Source organism: Pectobacterium carotovorum, assembly GCF_033898505.1.
Taxonomy (GTDB): Bacteria; Pseudomonadota; Gammaproteobacteria; order Enterobacterales; family Enterobacteriaceae; genus Pectobacterium; species Pectobacterium carotovorum_J.
This window is the reverse complement of the sequence record NZ_JAXAFK010000003.1, coordinates 252,003-269,540: the sequence shown is the minus strand read 5'-3', so window position 1 is coordinate 269,540 and position 17,538 is coordinate 252,003. Positions and strand designations below refer to the sequence as shown.

16 protein-coding genes are annotated in these 17,538 nt (G+C 55.8%); 3 read left to right on the top strand and 13 right to left on the bottom strand.

The genetic code is table 11. The features are described 5' to 3' along the window. Nucleotides 1-9: 9 nt before the first annotated feature. The 5 genes from R9X49_RS15930 to R9X49_RS15910 form a co-directional block, all read right to left on the bottom strand. Nucleotides 10-489: a YhcH/YjgK/YiaL family protein gene (locus tag R9X49_RS15930; protein ID WP_271876049.1), complete on the bottom strand. Its 480-nt coding sequence runs from the start codon at nucleotides 487-489 to the stop codon at nucleotides 10-12. Between the two features lie 275 nt (nucleotides 490-764). Beyond that, nucleotides 765-1,952, bottom strand: a complete 1,188-nt coding sequence (locus R9X49_RS15925) for a sialidase family protein (protein WP_319849317.1) — start codon at nucleotides 1,950-1,952, stop codon at nucleotides 765-767. Between the two features lie 3 nt (nucleotides 1,953-1,955). Then, a complete protein-coding gene (locus R9X49_RS15920) occupies nucleotides 1,956-3,380 on the bottom strand; it encodes a sodium:solute symporter family protein (RefSeq protein ID WP_319849316.1) in 1,425 nt (474 codons plus the stop codon). Nucleotides 3,381-3,418: 38 nt separating this feature from the next. After that, complete coding sequence (locus tag R9X49_RS15915) at nucleotides 3,419-4,303, bottom strand: dihydrodipicolinate synthase family protein (protein WP_039470120.1); 885 nt, start codon at nucleotides 4,301-4,303, stop codon at nucleotides 3,419-3,421. An 81-nt stretch (nucleotides 4,304-4,384) separates the two neighbouring features. Beyond that, on the bottom strand, nucleotides 4,385-5,521 hold the full coding sequence (locus R9X49_RS15910; protein WP_319849315.1) for an iron-containing alcohol dehydrogenase: 1,137 nt from the start codon (nucleotides 5,519-5,521) through the stop codon (nucleotides 4,385-4,387). A 236-nt stretch (nucleotides 5,522-5,757) separates the two neighbouring features. On the opposite strand from R9X49_RS15910, the gene dtnK reads away from it, so the two are divergent. The 3 genes from dtnK (at nucleotide 5,758) to R9X49_RS15895 (ending at nucleotide 9,150) form a co-directional block, all read left to right on the top strand. Beyond that, a complete protein-coding gene (gene dtnK, locus R9X49_RS15905) occupies nucleotides 5,758-7,086 on the top strand; it encodes a D-threonate kinase (protein WP_319849314.1) in 1,329 nt (442 codons plus the stop codon). Further along, on the top strand, nucleotides 7,079-8,059 hold the full coding sequence (locus R9X49_RS15900; RefSeq protein ID WP_317177424.1) for a D-threonate 4-phosphate dehydrogenase: 981 nt from the start codon (nucleotides 7,079-7,081) through the stop codon (nucleotides 8,057-8,059). Before dtnK ends, R9X49_RS15900 begins: the two co-directional genes overlap by 8 nt. 275 nt (nucleotides 8,060-8,334) lie before the next feature. Beyond that, a complete protein-coding gene (locus tag R9X49_RS15895; protein WP_319849313.1) occupies nucleotides 8,335-9,150 on the top strand; it encodes a DeoR/GlpR family DNA-binding transcription regulator in 816 nt (271 codons plus the stop codon). A 40-nt stretch (nucleotides 9,151-9,190) separates the two neighbouring features. On the opposite strand, the gene R9X49_RS15890 is transcribed toward R9X49_RS15895, so the two are convergent. The 8 genes from R9X49_RS15890 to R9X49_RS15855 all read right to left on the bottom strand — a co-directional run bounded on the left by R9X49_RS15890 (nucleotide 9,191) and on the right by R9X49_RS15855 (nucleotide 17,466). After that, a complete protein-coding gene (locus tag R9X49_RS15890) occupies nucleotides 9,191-9,664 on the bottom strand; it encodes a lipocalin-like domain-containing protein (RefSeq protein WP_319849312.1) in 474 nt (157 codons plus the stop codon). Between the two features lie 108 nt (nucleotides 9,665-9,772). Further along, on the bottom strand, nucleotides 9,773-10,651 hold the full coding sequence (locus R9X49_RS15885; RefSeq protein WP_319849311.1) for a metal ABC transporter substrate-binding protein: 879 nt from the start codon (nucleotides 10,649-10,651) through the stop codon (nucleotides 9,773-9,775). Between the two features lie 40 nt (nucleotides 10,652-10,691). Then, nucleotides 10,692-11,546, bottom strand: coding sequence for a metal ABC transporter permease (locus R9X49_RS15880; protein ID WP_319849310.1), 855 nt, complete (start codon nucleotides 11,544-11,546; stop codon nucleotides 10,692-10,694). Next, nucleotides 11,543-12,253: an ABC transporter ATP-binding protein gene (locus R9X49_RS15875; protein WP_319849552.1), complete on the bottom strand. Its 711-nt coding sequence runs from the start codon at nucleotides 12,251-12,253 to the stop codon at nucleotides 11,543-11,545. The genes R9X49_RS15880 and R9X49_RS15875 overlap by 4 nt, the downstream gene beginning before the upstream one ends. A gap of 579 nt (nucleotides 12,254-12,832) precedes the next feature. Next, nucleotides 12,833-14,656 carry a metallophosphoesterase family protein gene (locus R9X49_RS15870; protein WP_319849309.1) on the bottom strand — a complete coding sequence of 608 codons (1,824 nt, stop codon included), beginning with the start codon at nucleotides 14,654-14,656 and terminating at the stop codon, nucleotides 12,833-12,835. Between the two features lie 43 nt (nucleotides 14,657-14,699). Further along, entirely contained in the window at nucleotides 14,700-15,614 is a 915-nt protein-coding gene (locus R9X49_RS15865) for a BadF/BadG/BcrA/BcrD ATPase family protein (protein WP_319849308.1), read from the bottom strand. Then, nucleotides 15,611-16,162, bottom strand: a complete 552-nt coding sequence (locus R9X49_RS15860; protein WP_319849307.1) for a glucosamine kinase — start codon at nucleotides 16,160-16,162, stop codon at nucleotides 15,611-15,613. Before R9X49_RS15860 ends, R9X49_RS15865 begins: the two co-directional genes overlap by 4 nt. Next, on the bottom strand, nucleotides 16,159-17,466 hold the full coding sequence (locus tag R9X49_RS15855) for an ABC transporter substrate-binding protein (protein ID WP_319849306.1): 1,308 nt from the start codon (nucleotides 17,464-17,466) through the stop codon (nucleotides 16,159-16,161). The genes R9X49_RS15860 and R9X49_RS15855 overlap by 4 nt, the downstream gene beginning before the upstream one ends. Nucleotides 17,467-17,538: the final 72 nt, after the last annotated feature.

Sequence of the window (17,538 nt, the reverse complement as noted above, 5' to 3'; positions counted from 1 at the left end):
TCTCGATCTTTAAACGATCGGCATTAACAACGTAACGGGGATTTTAAACACGGCTTTTTTGACCGGAGCGGGGCTGTCGTTAATCGCACACAGCGCCTGATGGGCTTCGCCCGGATAAAACGTGACAAAGTCGCCTGCCCGCAGATGGATCTGATGCGGCACCTGTGGGTTATCCAGAATGTAGAGATCCGGTTTACGCTCGGTGGCGGGCTGGCCATGCACATCATTCAGACCGTAACCGATAATCTCCTCGCCTTCCAGAATCAACTGAATATCGAGGTAGTTGCTGTGAAATTCGGTATGTCGTGTGGCGCGCGGTGCGGTGTTCACGGTGCCGATGTTGTAGAACCATTCGGCCCCTTCCGGCTGATAGCGGCCTTCGGGCAGTGCATTCAGTTCAGCCAACGACATGCCCGGCGCGGACAGAATAGCCCACAGCGCATCGGGCAGCGTGGCGAGTTTGAGGGTGGTGAGGTTTCCTGCAATCATAATCATATCCCGGGTATAGCAGGGATATCCCCCCTGCTGACAAGGTACGTCGGGCGGTGGTAATGGGTAGATCGTAAAGACGCTGCAAGTACGTCCCTGTAAGCTCGAGCCGCGCAGATATGAATCTCATCCCTGAGATTCACCCTTTCAGGGCCGTCGCAAGCGACGTTCAAAAGCGTTCCTGACGCTTTTGTCCCTGGCGCGGACGCTTTACTCTTCTATCCCATTATCACCGTTTTCGTTTCGCAAATAGTTTTGTACGGGCTGAGCGCGGTTTAGTTCGCCTTGACCCACTCCTCGCTCACCACGACGTGCTTGATCGCCTGACGGAAGTAGGTGAACGCCACGTGCAGCTTACCGTCCTGCGCCTGCTTGACGCTGGGGTAAGAGAACTCGCGGTTCAGCTTCTCCGTGGAGTTGTTCGTCATGCAGTAGCCGTCGCCCACTTCGATATTGCGCTGCCACGGCCAGCTCTTACCGCCGTCTTCCGAAATGGCGAGCGTCATCGGCGCGCGCGGGGCACCCCAGAAGGCGCTACGGCTGCCAGCTTGTACTTCCGGCATTTTGGCATTGCTGGCTTTGTCTTCTTCATCCTCGATTTCATCGTACAGCGACAGACGGCGCTCGGTGGCATCGGCGGCGCTCATGTGGTTGAACACCAGCGCCAGATGGCCATTCTCCAGCGTGGTCACCTGAATGGACGAGTTGTTGTTTGGCAAATCGGTCGGCACGGGGTCTGACCAGGTTTTACCGCCATCCGTTGAACGACTTTGGTAGATGAAATCAGCCCAGCGGCTGCGGTATAGCGCCAGCAGCGTGCCATCCTGCAACGGGGTGATGTTCATATGTACGCAGCCCGTGCTGTTTGGCACCGGATATTCCCGCCAGGTTTTACCCTGATCGCTGGAAATTTTCACGGCGCTGTCATCGTTGTTGCCGACCCACTTCTCACCCGGCTGAACGCGGCAGTAGAACACTGGCAGCAGCCAGTCACCGTTTGCCAGCACGGTGATCGGCTGGCGGATGAACGTCCCCGGCTGATCGAGCAGCGTACCAATTTCGCCCCAGGTAGCGCCGAAATCCGTGGATTGGCGGTAACGCACAATGGCGGTGTCCTGATTACCGGATTTCTGCGCGGTATACAGTAGCCACAACACATTATCCGGCGCGAGGAACAGAACCGGGTTCTGTTCGGAACGCGTTGCATCTTCAGATAGCTTAACGGCTTTAGTCCAGTTATCGCTGCCTTTCACCAGGCGGGACATGTAGATAGAGATATCCGCAATCCCTTCCTGTGTGCCACCAAACCAGACGCACAGCACATCGCCGTTTGGCAGATGGAGCAGGTTGGCCGCATGATTCTGCGGGCATTCCGATGGAATGTAGGCATCCAGACGCGCGGCATCGCCTTCTGCGTGATGAACTTTTCCGCTACGTTCCACGGTAATGGTTTCGCTACTCATGACTCAGGCTCCTGATTTATTTTCAGTTGGAGAGGTTTTGATTTTGTTCGCTTTGTTGGCTTTGTTCGGAATCATACGGTCAAGCAACATGACGATAGCTGGCGTGGCCAACGCGACGTACATATTATCGATGCCGTATGGGTTGCCGAGTATGTACCAGACAGAAGTGACGACACAGGCTGATATCAGGCTGGCGTTGGCACCGCGTGCGCTGTTGAAAAACGGCAGATAGAACGCAATCACCGCAACCACAGAAATCGACAGGCGAATAGCACGGGTAAAGAACGACAGCTTCAGGATTTCAGGAACGAACAGAACGAAGACGAGCGGCGCGAAACCTACGACAAGCGACAGGATCCGGGTCATTTTCATCTCTTTTTCTGGCGTTGGTTTCCAGTAAGGAACGTAGAAGTCCTTAATCAGCAGGGAAACGATAGCCAGTGCCACCATACTCACGCTGATGAAGATAGACGCGACCAGTGACGTGGTGACCAGACCGGCGAGCCATGGGTTCATGTCTTGCAGGAAGACCGGCATCGCGTACAGGCTGTTGATTTCAGGGTGCGCAAATTTCGCTGCAACACCGATGACCGCGATAGCCAGCGCAATCGGCATACAGAAGAAGAAGGCAACCCAGGTGGCACGTTTGGCGCTGGTGGCATCTTTTGTTGATGAAATTGCCTGAATCACGAACTGGGTACAGAAGATAGAACCGATAGTCCCGATCAACCAGGCGAAGATGGTGCTGGCACCGAGTTTACCGTCCCACGTCCAGTAGTAATCCGGCATTTGTTCGATCATTGGCTTGAAGCCGCCGGTCATTTTCAATGCCACGAACAGAATGATCATGACGCCAGCGTACTTCACGGCGCTGTGGATCAGCGTGATGTAGGCCGTTCCTTTCAAACCACCGAAGTAGTAGTAGAAGGTACTGACGACCGCGGTGATCAACGCGGCGACTGGCAGGGAGACTTTCAACACGGTGGCAATCGCTGCCGCGCCGCTGACGTAGTTGCCCACGTTTACCAGCAACAGCGCATAGATCATGATGATCGAAATGATGTTCTTGGTGCTGGTGCCGTACTTCTCGGCGATCGCGCCAGAAATGGTGATCTTCCCGGTGTTATAGATTTTTTTCACCAGAATGATACCAAACAGCGGGAAACCGATGGCGGCGCCAATCACCGACCAGGAGGCGGCAAAGCCGTTTTCAAAGGCAGACTGCGCCGTACCGATGGTGGATTTGGCACCGATGAATTCGGTCATCAGCAGGATACCGACGATAAACGCCGGTAGCGCGCGTGACCCTTCCATGAACTCGGTGTTCGATTTACTGCGGAGCTTGTAGGTTAACCATGAGGTGAATGCGATATAAAACACAATCATCCCAACGATTATGAGGGTGTCAGTAAGGTTAAAATGGTTCATATCTTCTCGGCCTATAAGTGGAAATTGATATTTCTCTGTTACTGCGAGAATTGACTAAGTATGTTGCGGATGTTGTCTTCATCCTGTGCGGAAAACTGGATCGGATAGCGGCTGACGCCGACATCTTCACCCATGATTGCCAGCGCTTTTTTCACCACAGCCGGTGAGAACGCGATGGCGTACAGTGTCTTACGCAATTCGGCAACCTGTTCTTGTGCCTGACGAGAGCCTTCAATGTCGCCCGCGTTGAAGCGGTGCCAGATCTGGCTGATCGGTTCCGGTGCCACGTTAGCCAGCCCGGAAATACAGGCGGAGCAGCCGTCAACAAAGCCCTGGTGAATGAGCGAGTCTGGGCCATTCAATACGTTAAAGCCCTGTACGCCTTTCACCGCTTGCACATAGCCACTCAGGCTTTCATAGCTGCCTGCGCTGTCTTTAATGCCGATGATGTTCGGGTGATCCGCCAGCGTGCGGACGGTTTCCGGCGCCAGCGTATTCCCCGTGCGTGCAGGAATGTTGTAGAGAAACACCGGCACAGTCAGCGCATCGGCGACGGCGGTGTAGTGGGCAATCAGTTCTTCCTGTTTGAGTGGGATGAAATACGGGGTGATGACCGAAACGGCATCAACACCCAGCGCGGCGATGCGCTTACCGAGCTTGATGGTTTCCCGCGTGGAGATTTCACCGATGTGGCCGACAACCGGCACTTTTCCGGCAACTTCATCAACGCAGGTTTCAGTGACGGCGACTTTCTCATCGGTGTGCAGTACGAAAAACTCACCGTTGGTGCCGTTACAAAAAATACCGTTGCCGTAGCGCATCTGGCGCTGCACCTGAAGGCGCATGGCAGCGGGGTTAAATTCGCCCTGGTTATCAAACGGCGTGACGATGGCGGTCAGGACGCCGGTAATGTTTTTACTCATTGTTCTTCCTCGTGACACGTAATCAAAAAGATGAAAACTTAAAACCGTTCTGCCGAAACCTGTTCTCTTTCAAACCGTGCTTCAAAAGAGAGTCAGGTAAACCTCACGAACATCGTCGGCGCTGACCTGTGTCGGCACGTTTTTCATCAGGCGCTGAACCTGTAACGCGGCATCAACCAGGTAGGGCAGGTGGTCTTTTTCCACGCCGAGCTGCTGTAAGGTGTTGGGCAGGTTGAGGCGTTTAACCAATTCGCTGAAATAGGTCACCAGCGCCTGCGCTTTTTCCGCGGTACTCAGCGTCAAATCGGCATCCGGCAGCAGGTCATACGCCTGTGCGAATTTCTCCTGTGCGGCGTCCTGCACGAAACGCATGCAAGGGGCGAGCAGGATGGCGTTCGCCACGCCGTGCGGGATGTGATACTTGCCGCCCAGCGGGTAAGACATGGCGTGAACCAGATGCGTACCAGAGTGGGCAATGGCGGCACCGCCGTAGTAGGACGCCCACAGCATGTTCAGCTTGGCTTCCATGTTGCTCGGCTCGCGCACGGAGGTTTCGAGGTTGGCAAACAGCTTTTTCAGGCCAATCAGCGCGTAGTTGTCGCTGACCGGGTTGGCAATCGTTGAGGTGAAACACTCAATCAGGTGGCAGAGCGCATCAATACCCGTTGAAGCGGCGATATGTGACGGCATGCTGATGGTCAGTTCCGGCACCAGCGCAACGTAGTCCGGCAGCATCACTGGCGTAATAATACCGACCTTGGTCTCTTTTTCCGGGATCGCCAGAATGGCATTCGGCGTGGCTTCTGAGCCCGTTCCCGCGGTGGTCGGGATAAGCAGGGATGTCGTGCGGCGAGTCGGTTTTTCCCCTGCCAGCAGGCTATCCAGCGTGACGGCGTCATCGCCCGCGCACAGTACGGAAAGCAGTTTGGCGACATCCAGCACGCTACCGCCACCGACGCCGATTACCAGATCTGTCTGGGTTTGTGTGAGCTGGCTCAGTATTTGGGCTACATCATGCTGGCTTGGCTCGGCAGGAACATTATCAACTAACAGAACCTGCGGAACGGCTTGCTTAACTTGTGCGATCAGCGCCTGAACGTCAGGCAGCCCGACGATGTTTTTGTCGGTGACAAATAAAACGTGCTGTTTCCCTGCCAACAGGTGACTAATGTCCTGAAGTACCCGGTAACCGCTGAGGATAGTGCTATTGATGTTCATGCTTATTACCTTGCCTTTTCTCTTTCGCCAGAGCGTTATCGCTATGATGATAATGGTTGCGATGGTGATTACTTTCAGTCAAATGACGCGGTTCTCATCACGCCTAAGCGCCATTTGCCACATCGTGGTGATAATTTATAGGTGAAATTCCTTTTAAATAATTTGATATTGCTCACATATAATCAAACGTGATTCAATATAATCATTATCAGGTAATCATGAACCGGGGATGGAGTATGTCAAACGTGCAGCAATCAGCAGAACAGGTGTTAGTGGTCGCTGATGACTTTACGGGTGCCAATGATGCGGGCGTCGGTCTGGCGCAGCATGGTGCGCGGGTTAGCGTCGTCTTTGACGTTAATAAACTGCATGCGGATTTACTGGGTGACGCGGTGGTGATTAACACCGATAGCCGTGCGGCGCGTGATGACGTAGCGTCGCAACGCACCGCAGAAGCGGTTGCGGCCTGGCAGGCAGCAGGCGGGCAAGGCTGGATTATCAAGAAGATTGACTCGACGCTGCGCGGAAATCTGGGCGCAGAGATTGCTGCGGCGCTGTCTGCGGCAGAGGTGCCCGTTGCGCTGATTGCCGCTGCGTCGCCGACGCTTGGACGTGTGACCCGCAAAGGCGAGGTCTGGGTGAATGGTCGTCTGCTTACCGACACGGAATTTGCCAGCGATCCCAAAACGCCGGTGACCTCGGCTTCTATCGCAGCCCGTCTGGCGGAGCAAACCGCTTTACCGGTGGCGGAAATACACCTTGATGACGTCCGTCAGGCCAATTTAGCCCAGCGTTTGCAGCAGTTAGCGGACGAGGGCGTACGTCTGATTATTCTTGATACGGATGTGCAGGACGATCTGGTGCATATCGTTGACGCCGCCAGAGCGTTACCGTTTTGTCCCTTGCTGGTCGGTTCGGCTGGCCTGAGCGAAGCGCTGGCGAACGCGCAGGATTTTACGCGCAAAACGGAGAAGCCGCTGCTGGCTGTCATTGGGTCAATGAGCGATATCGCTCAAAAACAGATTGCAGCCGCCAGACTGCGCAGCGATGTCACGCTGGTTGAGATCGACATCAACGCGCTCTTTTCACCCCATTCATCCACCGTCATGGCATCCCAGTGTGAGGAGGCGGTGGCGGCGCTGATGAACGGCCAGCATTGCATTATTCGTACCTGTCACAACGAAAATCAGCGCTTCGAAATCGACGCGCGGTGCCAGCAGCTTGGGCTTAGCCGACAGCAGCTTGGCGAAACGATCAGCCACTATCTGGGGGAACTTACGCGCAGCATTGTTCAGGCGCTCGACAGCCTGACAGCGGACAGGACTAACCGGCGCCTGCCGGGTGGGCTGTATTTATCCGGTGGTGACATTGCGATTGCCGTGGCAACCGCACTGGGCGCGACCGGCTTTCAGATTAAGGGGCAAATCGCATCCTGTGTGCCCTGGGGATACCTGCTGAACAGCGTTGTCGGCACGACCCCTGTGATGACTAAAGCGGGGGGTTTTGGCAACGAAACTACTTTGCTCGACGTTTTACGTTTTATTGAGGAGAAGGTCAGTGAGTAAAATTATTGCGGTAACGATGGGTGATCCGGCAGGGATTGGACCGGAAATTATTATCAAGTCTCTGGCCGAAGGCGAGCTTTCCGGCGCGTCTGCCGTGGTGGTGGGCTGCGTACAGACGATGCGACGTATTCTGGCGCTGAATGTGGTGCCAGCCGTAGAGCTGAAAATCATTGATAAGCCAGCTGACGCGGTCTTCGCGCCGGGCGTCATCAACATCATTGATGAGCCGCTGGAAGATCCTCAGGCGCTGGAACCTGGCGTCGTTCAGGCACAGGCGGGCGATTTGGCTTATCGCTGCATCAAGAAAGCGACGGCGCTGGCGATGGCCGGTGAGGTCCACGCGATTGCGACGGCACCGCTGAATAAAGAAGCGCTGCACTCGGCGGGGCATATTTATCCGGGTCACACCGAGCTGCTGGCGAAACTGACCAACAGCCGCGATTATGCGATGGTGCTGTATACCGATAAGTTGAAGGTTATCCATGTTTCAACGCACATCGCGCTGCGTAAATTCCTGGATACGCTGAACCGCGATCGCGTGGAAACGGTGATCGATATGGCGGATGTCTTCCTCAAGCGTGTCGGTTTTACCCACCCACGTATCGCCGTTGCCGGGGTTAACCCGCACGCGGGCGAGAATGGTCTGTTTGGTGACGAAGAGATCACCATCGTGTCGCCATCGGTTGAAGCCATGAAGGCCAAAGGCATTGATGTTTATGGCCCGTGCCCGCCGGATACCGTCTATTTGCAGGCGTATGAAGGCCAGTACGACATGGTCGTGGCGATGTATCACGATCAGGGACACATTCCGCTCAAGCTGCTGGGCTTCTATGATGGGGTGAATATCACTGCCGGATTACCGTTCATCCGCACCTCTGCTGACCACGGCACGGCGTTTGATATTGCCTGGACAGGAAAAGCGAAGTCCGAAAGTATGGCGATCTCTATCCAGCTCGCGATGCAACTGGCCTGATTAGTGGTAACTTATCACCGTTGATGGCACGGGTTTTGTAAGCGAATAAAACGCGATACAGCGCGCATTGCAGGATATCTTCCTTCCCGCGTTTGGGAAGGTTTCTGGTATCCTGCAACCAACAATTTACAGTAACTTTATACCCCAAATAATTCGAGTTGCAGGAAGGCGGCAAGCGAGGGAATCCCGATGAGCTTACTCAGGTAAGTGATTCGGGTGAGTGAGCGCAGCCAACGCACAAGCAGCTTGAAGTATTACGGGTATATGACAGCAAGATGGATATCGCCGTGGATCCTACATTAACCGATGCTTTCCGCATGAGCGGGGATAAAGTAAGAGGCCAGAGCCGTCTTGATCAGATTATGGATTATCTGAAAAGCCATAATCTGGTGACGGTAGATGAGCTGGTGTCCGTGATCGACGCTTCTCCGGCGACGATCCGTCGTGATTTAATCAAGCTGGATGAGCAGGGCGTGATTAGTCGCAGTCATGGCGGCGTGACGCTCAATCGTTTTATTCCTTCCCAGCCGACCACGAATGAAAAATTACAGCGCAGCCTTCAGGAAAAGCAGGCGATAGCTCGCTATGCCGCAACGCTGGTCAAACCGGGCAGTGCGGTGGTGCTGGATGCAGGAACGACCATGCTGGAACTGGCGCGTCACCTGACGCATTTGCCGCTGCGCGTGATTACTGCCGATTTGCAAATTGCGCTGTTCCTGTCTGAGTTTAAGCAGATCGAAGTGACGATTATCGGCGGGCGTATTGATGACAGCAGCCAGTCCTGTATTGGTGAGCACGGCCGCCGTCTGTTACGCAGTATTTATCCCGATATCGCGTTTATCAGCTGCAACTCGTGGAGCCTGGATAAAGGGATCACCACGCCGACGGAAGAAAAAGCGGGCGTGAAGCAAGATCTCGGCGTAAATGCCAGCCGCCGGATCCTGCTGGCGGACAGCAGTAAATATGGCGCCTATTCGCTGTTCTGCGTGACGCCGCTGTCTGAACTGACCGATATCATCACCGACAGTGCGCTCGCGCCCGAGGTGCAGGAGCAACTGAAAGGTAAAACGTTCAATCTGACGCTGGTGTAAACCGGGTTTGTGCCTGACGCCTTGTGCATGATGCCCTGTGTCAGGCTGACTGCCGTCGCCAGTTGAGTTCAGGTTTATGCACCACGCCGTTAAACGTCATCGGATCCGTGGTTAAAGAAAGACGCGTGTCGTTTTCACTGAACTGCGCGTAGCGCAGCTGGCTGGAGCCAACCCAGTTTGGGATGAGGCAATAGTCCAGGTAGTGTGTGACTGTCTGCTCGGCGTCATTGGTTTCATAACGGCCGGCGTAGGCGAAGTAGGTGGCGGCGGCCTGTATTAACTGCTGCTCTGAGCCACCCGTCATAATGCCTGCATCGTAGGGCAATCTGTCGCTGCCCATGATTTGCACCGTCATCCAGTTATCATCGGTATACTGGATATAGCCGGTCGCCCCTTCTCCCATCATATAAACCACGCTGCCGTCACCCAGTACATCAATGAAGGATTCCAGAAACCATAGCCCACAAAGTTTCTGGCGTAACAACCCGTTGTTGTTGAACGATTGCGATGTCATAGATCCCCTCTTGGAAATAGCGTACGGGTTAAGTGTAGTGAATCTTTTCCAGAGGGCAGAGCAGAGCGAGGTTTCCAGCCAGCGGTGTGACGCTGGCTGGAATGGGGCTTACTTCATGCTGGCGGCGAGGGTATCGACGTTGTGCTTAAACGCGGCCGTATAGGTTGCGGCAGGGCCGGAGGCGTCGGTCAGGGCTTCCGGGTACAGTTCACCACCGGGCTGTGCACCGCTGGCATCGGCGATTTGTTTCACCAGACGTGCATCGGTCTGGTTTTCAATGAAGTAGCTTTTCACTTTCTCTTGTTTAATTTGCTTAATCAGCGAGGCCACTTTTTTGCTGCTGGCTTCCGATTCGGTAGAGTAGCCCACCGGTGACAGGAACTTCACGCCGTAGGCCTGGCTGAAATAGCCGAACGCGTCATGGCTGGTCAGCACCTTACGTTTTTCTGGCGGAATAGCGGCAAAGGTTTTCTTCGCGTAGCTGTCCAGATCCTGTAGCTGCTTGATGTAGGCTTCGCCCTGTTGACGATAGTAATCGGCATTCGCTGGGTCGGCTTTCACCAGCGCGTTGACGATGTTGTGCGCGTAGACCACGCCGTTGCTCATGCTGTTCCAGGCATGGGGATCGGTTTCCGTCTTGCCATCTTCCACCATGGTGCGGGTTTCAATTCCGTTTGAGGCCGTAACGACGTCGCCATGATAGCCGGATGCGGTGACCAGCCGGTCGATCCACCCTTCCAGCCCCAGCCCGTTAACGAAAACCAGATCGGCGTGAGCCAGCGTTTTGCTGTCTTTCGGCGAGGGTTCAAACTCATGCGGATCGCCATTGGGCTTCACCAGATCGGTCACGGTCACACGATCGCCACCGATATGGCTGACCATATCGCCAAGTACGGAAAAGCTGGCAACCACATCAAGATTCTTTGCCATCGCCAGTGGGCTAAGCAGCAGGCCGGATAACGCAATAGCTAACAGTGAACGTTTCATTTTTCCCTCACAGAAAGTTGCAGATAACGAGATTCATCGGTCAACGACGCTGGCGTAACAGCCCACCGTTGTGACCAACACAAACCGAGAAACAGAAAAACAGCGTAATCGTCAGGATGATGGCAGGCCCGGCGGGCAGCTCGGCATAGTAAGACCACAGCAGGCCGATCAGGCTGGCGGCCATTCCTTGCAGCACCGCAATGCCGAGCATGACGGGCAGGCGCTGCGTCCAGAAGCGTGCGCTGGCGGCAGGCAGCATCATCATGCCGACCGTCATCAGCGTGCCTAGCAGCTGGAATCCGGCGACCAGATTCAGCACCACCAGCGACAGAAACAGGCCGTGAATCAGCGCCCGATAGCGCCCTGAACTCATGCGCAGGAAGGTCACGTCAAACGATTCGATAACCAGCGCCCGATAGAGAGCGGCCAGCACCAGCAGGGAGGCGGATCCGATCAGCGCAATGTCGAGCAGCGCGGCGCGATCTACCGCGAGAATCGATCCGAACAGCACATGCAGCAGATCGACGCTGGATCCGCGCAGTGACACCAGCGTGACGCCGAGCGCCAGCGATCCAAGGTAAAATCCGGCGAAGCTGGCGTCCTCTTTTAATTCCGTGTGGCGGGTGACGAAGCCGGAGAGCATGGCGACGGACAGCCCGGCGATAAAGCCGCCGATTCCCATCGCCAGCAGTGACATCCCAGAGATGAGATAGCCGATGGCGACACCGGGTAAGACCGCGTGTGATAGCGCATCGCCAATCAGGCTCATGCGCCGCAGCAGCAGGAAACAGCCCAGCGGCGCGGCGCTTAGCGTGATGACCAGACAGCCGACCAGCGCACGACGCATAAAACCGAATTCGGCAAAAGGAGAAGAGATCAGGTGAAATAACATCATGACGTGACGATCCTGAGCGTTGGCGTATCGCTGTCGGCCTTGCGCAGGCTATGTAGTATGGGCTGAGCATCCCCCCAGCGATGGCCGTCCGGGGTGAGATGCAAGATATTCGGGAAGTGCTGACCGGCTAGTTCCAGATCGTGCAAAACGGCCAGAATGGTTCTGCCTTCGGCGTGAAGCTGCTCGATTGTCTGTAAAAGCGCCTGCGTGGTTTGGCTATCGATGCCGGTAAAAGGCTCATCCAGCAGAATGATGGGAGCCTGTGTCAGCAGTAGCCGCGCGAAGAGCACGCGCTGTAGCTGCCCACCGGACAGGACGCCAATATGCCGATCGGCGAAATCCGCCATCGAGACGGCGTCGAGCGCAGCGACCGCTTTGCGATGCCAATTGGCGTTGATACTCCGCAGCAGGCCACGATGGGGCAGCGATCCCATGAGTACCAGGTCGCGTACGCTGATAGGGAATTGCCGATCGAATTCGGAGAGCTGCGGCAAATAGCCGATAGCATTATCCTTGCTGCCATCGCCGAGGCTGAATGAACCGGAAAGCGGCGGCAGCAGACCCGCCAGCGTTTTCAGCAATGTGGATTTTCCGCAGCCGTTTGCGCCAATAATCGCCGTCAGCGAACCTTGGTGGAAACATCCGCTGATTGTCGCGAGAGGCGGCTGACGACGATAGCCAAAGGCCAGTTCCTGTAGGGCAATCATGGCAACACCACCGCCCACCCGACCAATAGCCACAACAGCACTAACAGCAGGGAAACCAGTAACACGCGCTTAAGCGCGGAGAGGGAGTAAAAACTTGTCATTATCATCGGGAAAAGTCTAACTGTTATATTATAACGTATCACTTTTTGGCGGTGATGACAGAGGGAATAGGTAAGAAAGTATGTAAGTCGATTGGGTTTGGTTGGGTTTGGGGAAGTGTTCCGTGCGCCGCACTGCTGAAAAAAACCAGCCAACTCATATCGCGATGGCGCTTCTTTTCACGGCGTAAAAAATTATGCTGAGGGGAACATGAACGCCGAGTGAGCGGCATGGATGCCGCGAAAGCCAGTGCCGCGTAGGGAACGCGTCACTGGCGGCTCGAAACGCGGGCATGGGCACCGAAGGCACCGCTTTAGCGGCATAATTTCCGCCAAAAGCCGGGGTTCATAGGGGGCTGGCGTAGCCCCCTATGTCGGGCGCGTGCTACGACGTAGCATGAAGAGAACAGTGCTCGACGCGCACGAAACCACCTCTAGTTCTACATAACCCATGTGACTAAAAGCCAATTCTATGAACACATCACACCGTGACGAAATTCCCCTGCATATCAACCACAAAGCGGGTTGCAGGCTCATCGTTGATGTAACCGGCGAGGATTTTTAGCATCAGGCCGAAGCGGTATTGCAGGCTGTCCGGCGGCAGCGTGGCCGTTGGCGTGTAGGCCGCCAGCAGGGCGCGGTACTGTTTCACCCGCGCAGATGGAATATCCTGCCAGGCGAGATCGCTGCCGTTGCGCAGGCAATACCAGTCGGTCACCAGCGTGAGCAGTGAAATATCCTGTAACCCATCAGTGCCTGCTACCGCCTTTGGTTTGCGCTCAGCGGCGTCAGGCAGCGTTTTGGCGCTGAGCGGATCCTGCTGCTGGGCGATCCACAGCAGATCGCCACAGTTCAGCGTATTGATGAGAGGCGATAAATCTTCCGGCCAGTCTTTCACCAGAAAACGCTGACGTACCAGCAGCGCCAGATGATGGTGCAGGAAGTCGTAATAATCGCGGCTTTTCAGAATATCGCCCAGTGGTTCACCGGTGCGATCTAACTCTTTCTGATAAAACGGGAATAAATGGTTGAACTGCGGCACGTCGCGCAGGACCAGCGTATCGATATCCACCCGGTCGTTGTGCAGCGTCGCCAGCTTCATGGCGGGTGGGTAAGCGGCCAGCGACGGCACTGCGACATTCACCAGCGTCCCCTGCGAACCGCGATACACGCCAGTGTCATTGACGTGCAGGTGGCCGCTGAAGTGCAGGCGAATTCCGGCTGCCAGCGCCTGTTCGGCGACCTCCGGTCGCGGCGTGCGTTTAATGAAGCTGTTGCTGCCAAACAGTTGCTTTTCGTCTTCTACCGTGCCGTCGAGGAAATCGACCAGCGGATAGTGTGAGAACACCAGCAGCTTCTTGTTCTGTGCTTTTGCCCGCTGTACCACCGATTTCACCCACGGCAGCATGAACGGCTTCTCGGTCAGCAGCGCGTTCCAGCCCGTATTGCTGCTGGTGGAATAGCCTTCAATCCCTTCGCGTTTCTCCGGGCCGTCTTTGACCTGATACACGTTGGCATCGATGGAAAGCAGCCACAGTCCCGCTTCCGGCTCTACCAGATAGGACGCGTCCACAATGTTCCACTGCTTGCTGCCGTCCGGTGAACGGGCGAGATACTGACGTTTACTGAGTTCGTCGCTGTCGCCAAACGGCGTTTCCCAGTGCAGGAAGTCATCGCGTTTAAAGAAACCAAACGGCTTCATCAGCGGCAGGCCGCGTTCATAGCCGAGCGCCTGCATTTTGGCGGTGACAATCAGCGATTGTGCGTCGCCAAGCTTAACGCCGGGTTTGCTACTCAGCATGGTGCTGCTGCCGTCGGCGTTGAGCATTCTTTGCCAGGAGTCATCCCCCTGTGGGCGATTGACATCGTGGTTGCCAGGCGTGGCGAAGAATCGCATGCCGTGGCGTTGCTCATACTGCGTCAGGATGGCGGCAATGCCTTCAACGGTAGGCTGTTGGCCGTCATCAGAATAATCGCCGGACAGCACCACGTATTTCACCTGCTGTTTTGCCAGTTCGTCCAGCGCGGCCAGCAGCGCAAAGTAGGGCTCATTGAAGATACGGGTCGAATTCACCGAATCTTTCAGGGTGCGAATGGTCAGCTTCTTTCCGGTCTGCGCATCGGGCAGGCCGTCAAAATCGTAGTTGCCGTAGATATTGTGGACATGGACATCCGAAATAATGGCAATGCGCAGCGGCCCGGCGGGTGCGGTCGTGTCGGCGTTAGCGTGAAAAAAACCGCCAGCCAGCGTAATGGCGCTGCCTGCGCCGAGCTTGACGAAGGTTCTGCGAGTGAGTGATGTCATTGATGTCTCCGGCATTATTTATTTTTATAACGGAATTTATTTTTTATAACGGATGGCTGTATAACGCATAATCATGACAGGCAATCAATCGTGCGCCGTCGAGCGCATCGCCCATCGGGGCGGCGAGTTGGGATTGCCACTCGTCCGGCAGCCACGGGCGAATATGTAAGCCGATGCTGCCCATGAGCGATAAGCGAGGTGTGGCGTGGCCCGCTACGGCGGCCAACAGCAGGCTGATTTCGCTGGCCGTCTGCGCCAGCAGCGTGTGAGAAACGGCATCGTTCTGCTGAGCGCAGTCAAATACGTGGCGGGCGAACTGCGCATAATCGCCCGGTTTCGCCTGCTGGCTAAATGTCTGTAGCGCGTCGAGCGTGTTCGCGGCCTGCGTGGGCGCAGCGTTGACGGAAAAGAAGTCGTCGATACTCTGGCTGAGTGCAGACGGCGCGCACCAGCCTTGTAGGACATAGTAGGTGTGTTGCAACGCCGCCAGCCCGAGGCGTGCGCCGCTCCCCTGATCGGAAATCGGGAATTCATGGCCGCCGTAGGCGGTAATCGTTTGGTTTTGCCACGCCAGCCCGCAGGAGCCAGTGCCGGCAATGACTACGCCCGCCGCTTTCCCTTGATTGACGGCCAGACAGGCACCCAGCGCATCGGTATTGAGTACCTGAGCGGCATAAGGATGTGGCAACGCCATAAACGCCTCGTAGGCGGCGCGATGTTCCGCACTGGCGAGTGCCAGTCCGACTTTCAGCCGGGAGACGTCATCCGGTGACAGCCCGCTGTGCTTCAACGCCTGTGCGATGGCATCATCCACCGACTGGCGCACGCTTTCCACGCCGAGCAGCAGATTGGCACGACCGCCGTGTCCCTGACCGAGCGGCGTACCGTCGGCCTGATAAATACGTGCCCGACAGCCAGTGCCGCCGCCATCCACGCCAGCATACAGCCATGTCGTCATGATGCGCGTGCTCCTGAGTCCAGATAGGGAAGGCAGGCAGCTGCCAGATCGCCGCTGAGGTCGACGGCGTCAGTCTGTGAATCCGGCAGGCTGTTGATCAACAGGGCTAGCTCGCCGGCGCAGCGAGTCAGCAACTGCACCGCCAGCGCGTCCTGCGGGTGTGCCAGCACTGTTTGCCCGAGCGTTGTGTAGTCTGCGGCCTGCGCCTGTTTTGACCAGTCGATAACCCGGTCGACATGCTTATCGAAGTGCAGGAACAGCGTTTCGCTGAGCGGCGTAAGCGGTGTGATGCCCTCAACGGCCTGAAGCATCTCCTGTACCGCCCAGAGCCCCAGCCGCGACAGGCTGGCCGGGGTGCCGATAGGAAAGCAGTCGCCGCCGCGGCAGGTCAGCAGGCCGTCATGCCAGTGCAGCAGCCGGGTAAAACCGCCGCTGACCAGCAGACAGCGGCTTTGCCCCGGCCAATGTTGTTCGCACCACGCACTTTCCTGCGCCCGATCAAAGGGGCGATCGCCATCAATGTCGATCTCCCTCAGTTGCCATTTCACGGTGCGCTTTTCCGCTGTTGTTGATTGGTCGCGATCGTTTCGTTGAGGCGCTTCACATCGTTTGACGTCAGGCGCAGATACTCATCAAACGACACTTGATCGTTCAGATATTGGGTAAAGCGCGTCAGGATGATCGGGTACAGTTCGTTCGCGCCCAGACTTTCCATGCGTTCCCAATCAAAGACGTAAGACGGGATCTTTTTGATCTCTTCGCGCGCGGTGTTCAGGCCGTCGATCACGTGCTTATCTTTGGTCTGGTAGTGCAGATCGGTAATATCCGCGCCGACGATGATATTGAAGCGCTCGGCAATCTCACGCTGTAGCGGTTCGCTGCCCAGCCACTCCATGAATTCGGCGACTTCCTGCGGGTGTTTGGTGGTGGTGAACGGCATGATAAAGGTTGCTCCGCCCATCGAAATACACTTCTCTTTGCAAGGTGCGGGCAGCACTTTCCAGTCAAAACCGTCGCCAATCTGCTTACTGAACTGGTTCAACAGCCAGTTGCCGGAGAAGTAGGTCACGATGTTGCCGTTCACGAAATCGTCCGCCATGCTCTTGTACTGGCCGCCGCCCGCCGCGCCCCACATTTCACGCGGGAACACGCCTTCATCCGACCAGCGTTTCAGATCTTTAATCCACTGTTGTGCTGCCGCGTCCGGGAAGTTGATCAGCCCGTCTTTATCGTAACGTGCGCCATAAGAGTAGGCCGGGCCGGAGAAGCGGAAACCGCTGCGGTCGATGGTGAAGGGGATATGCACGCCGGTTTTTTCCGCGACCAGCTTCGAGGCTTTCATCAAATCATCAATCGTGTAGCCCGGCTGCGGCAGGGGAACGCCCGCCTGTTCAAACAGCGTCACGTTAACGAACGGTAGATCGGCCGTCCAGGACGCGACAAAGCCCGGCAGCGCATCTGCTTTATGCACGCCTTTCACACGAATGATCTTTTCGATACCGGCGCTGTAGCGTTTCTCAAAGGCGGCGGGGTCTTTCAGGTAAGGGCGCAAATCCAGCGTATACCCGAGCAGCCCCATCTGTGTGGTTTTGGCAATATCCGGACCTAAGCCCGCCGCCAGCTGCATCGGCAACTGCGTTTGCAGCGCGTTATAGCCGGTGCTGACAAAATTCACATCGATGCGCTCATTGCTTTGGGAGAAAGCTTTTACTTTCTGTTCCATGAAATGCACTAATTCGGGATCGTCGTCACTATATAAAAATGTTATTTGCGTTTTGGCGGCTAACGCGCTGTTGCTGAATAACCCCAGTGCAAGGGCGGAAAAAAATAACGCGGTGTTGGAACGCATCATAAACCTCTCCACATCATAAGTTTGATTAATGGCTGAAATACCCTGGCGTTGGCGACGGGTTATTTTATTTCT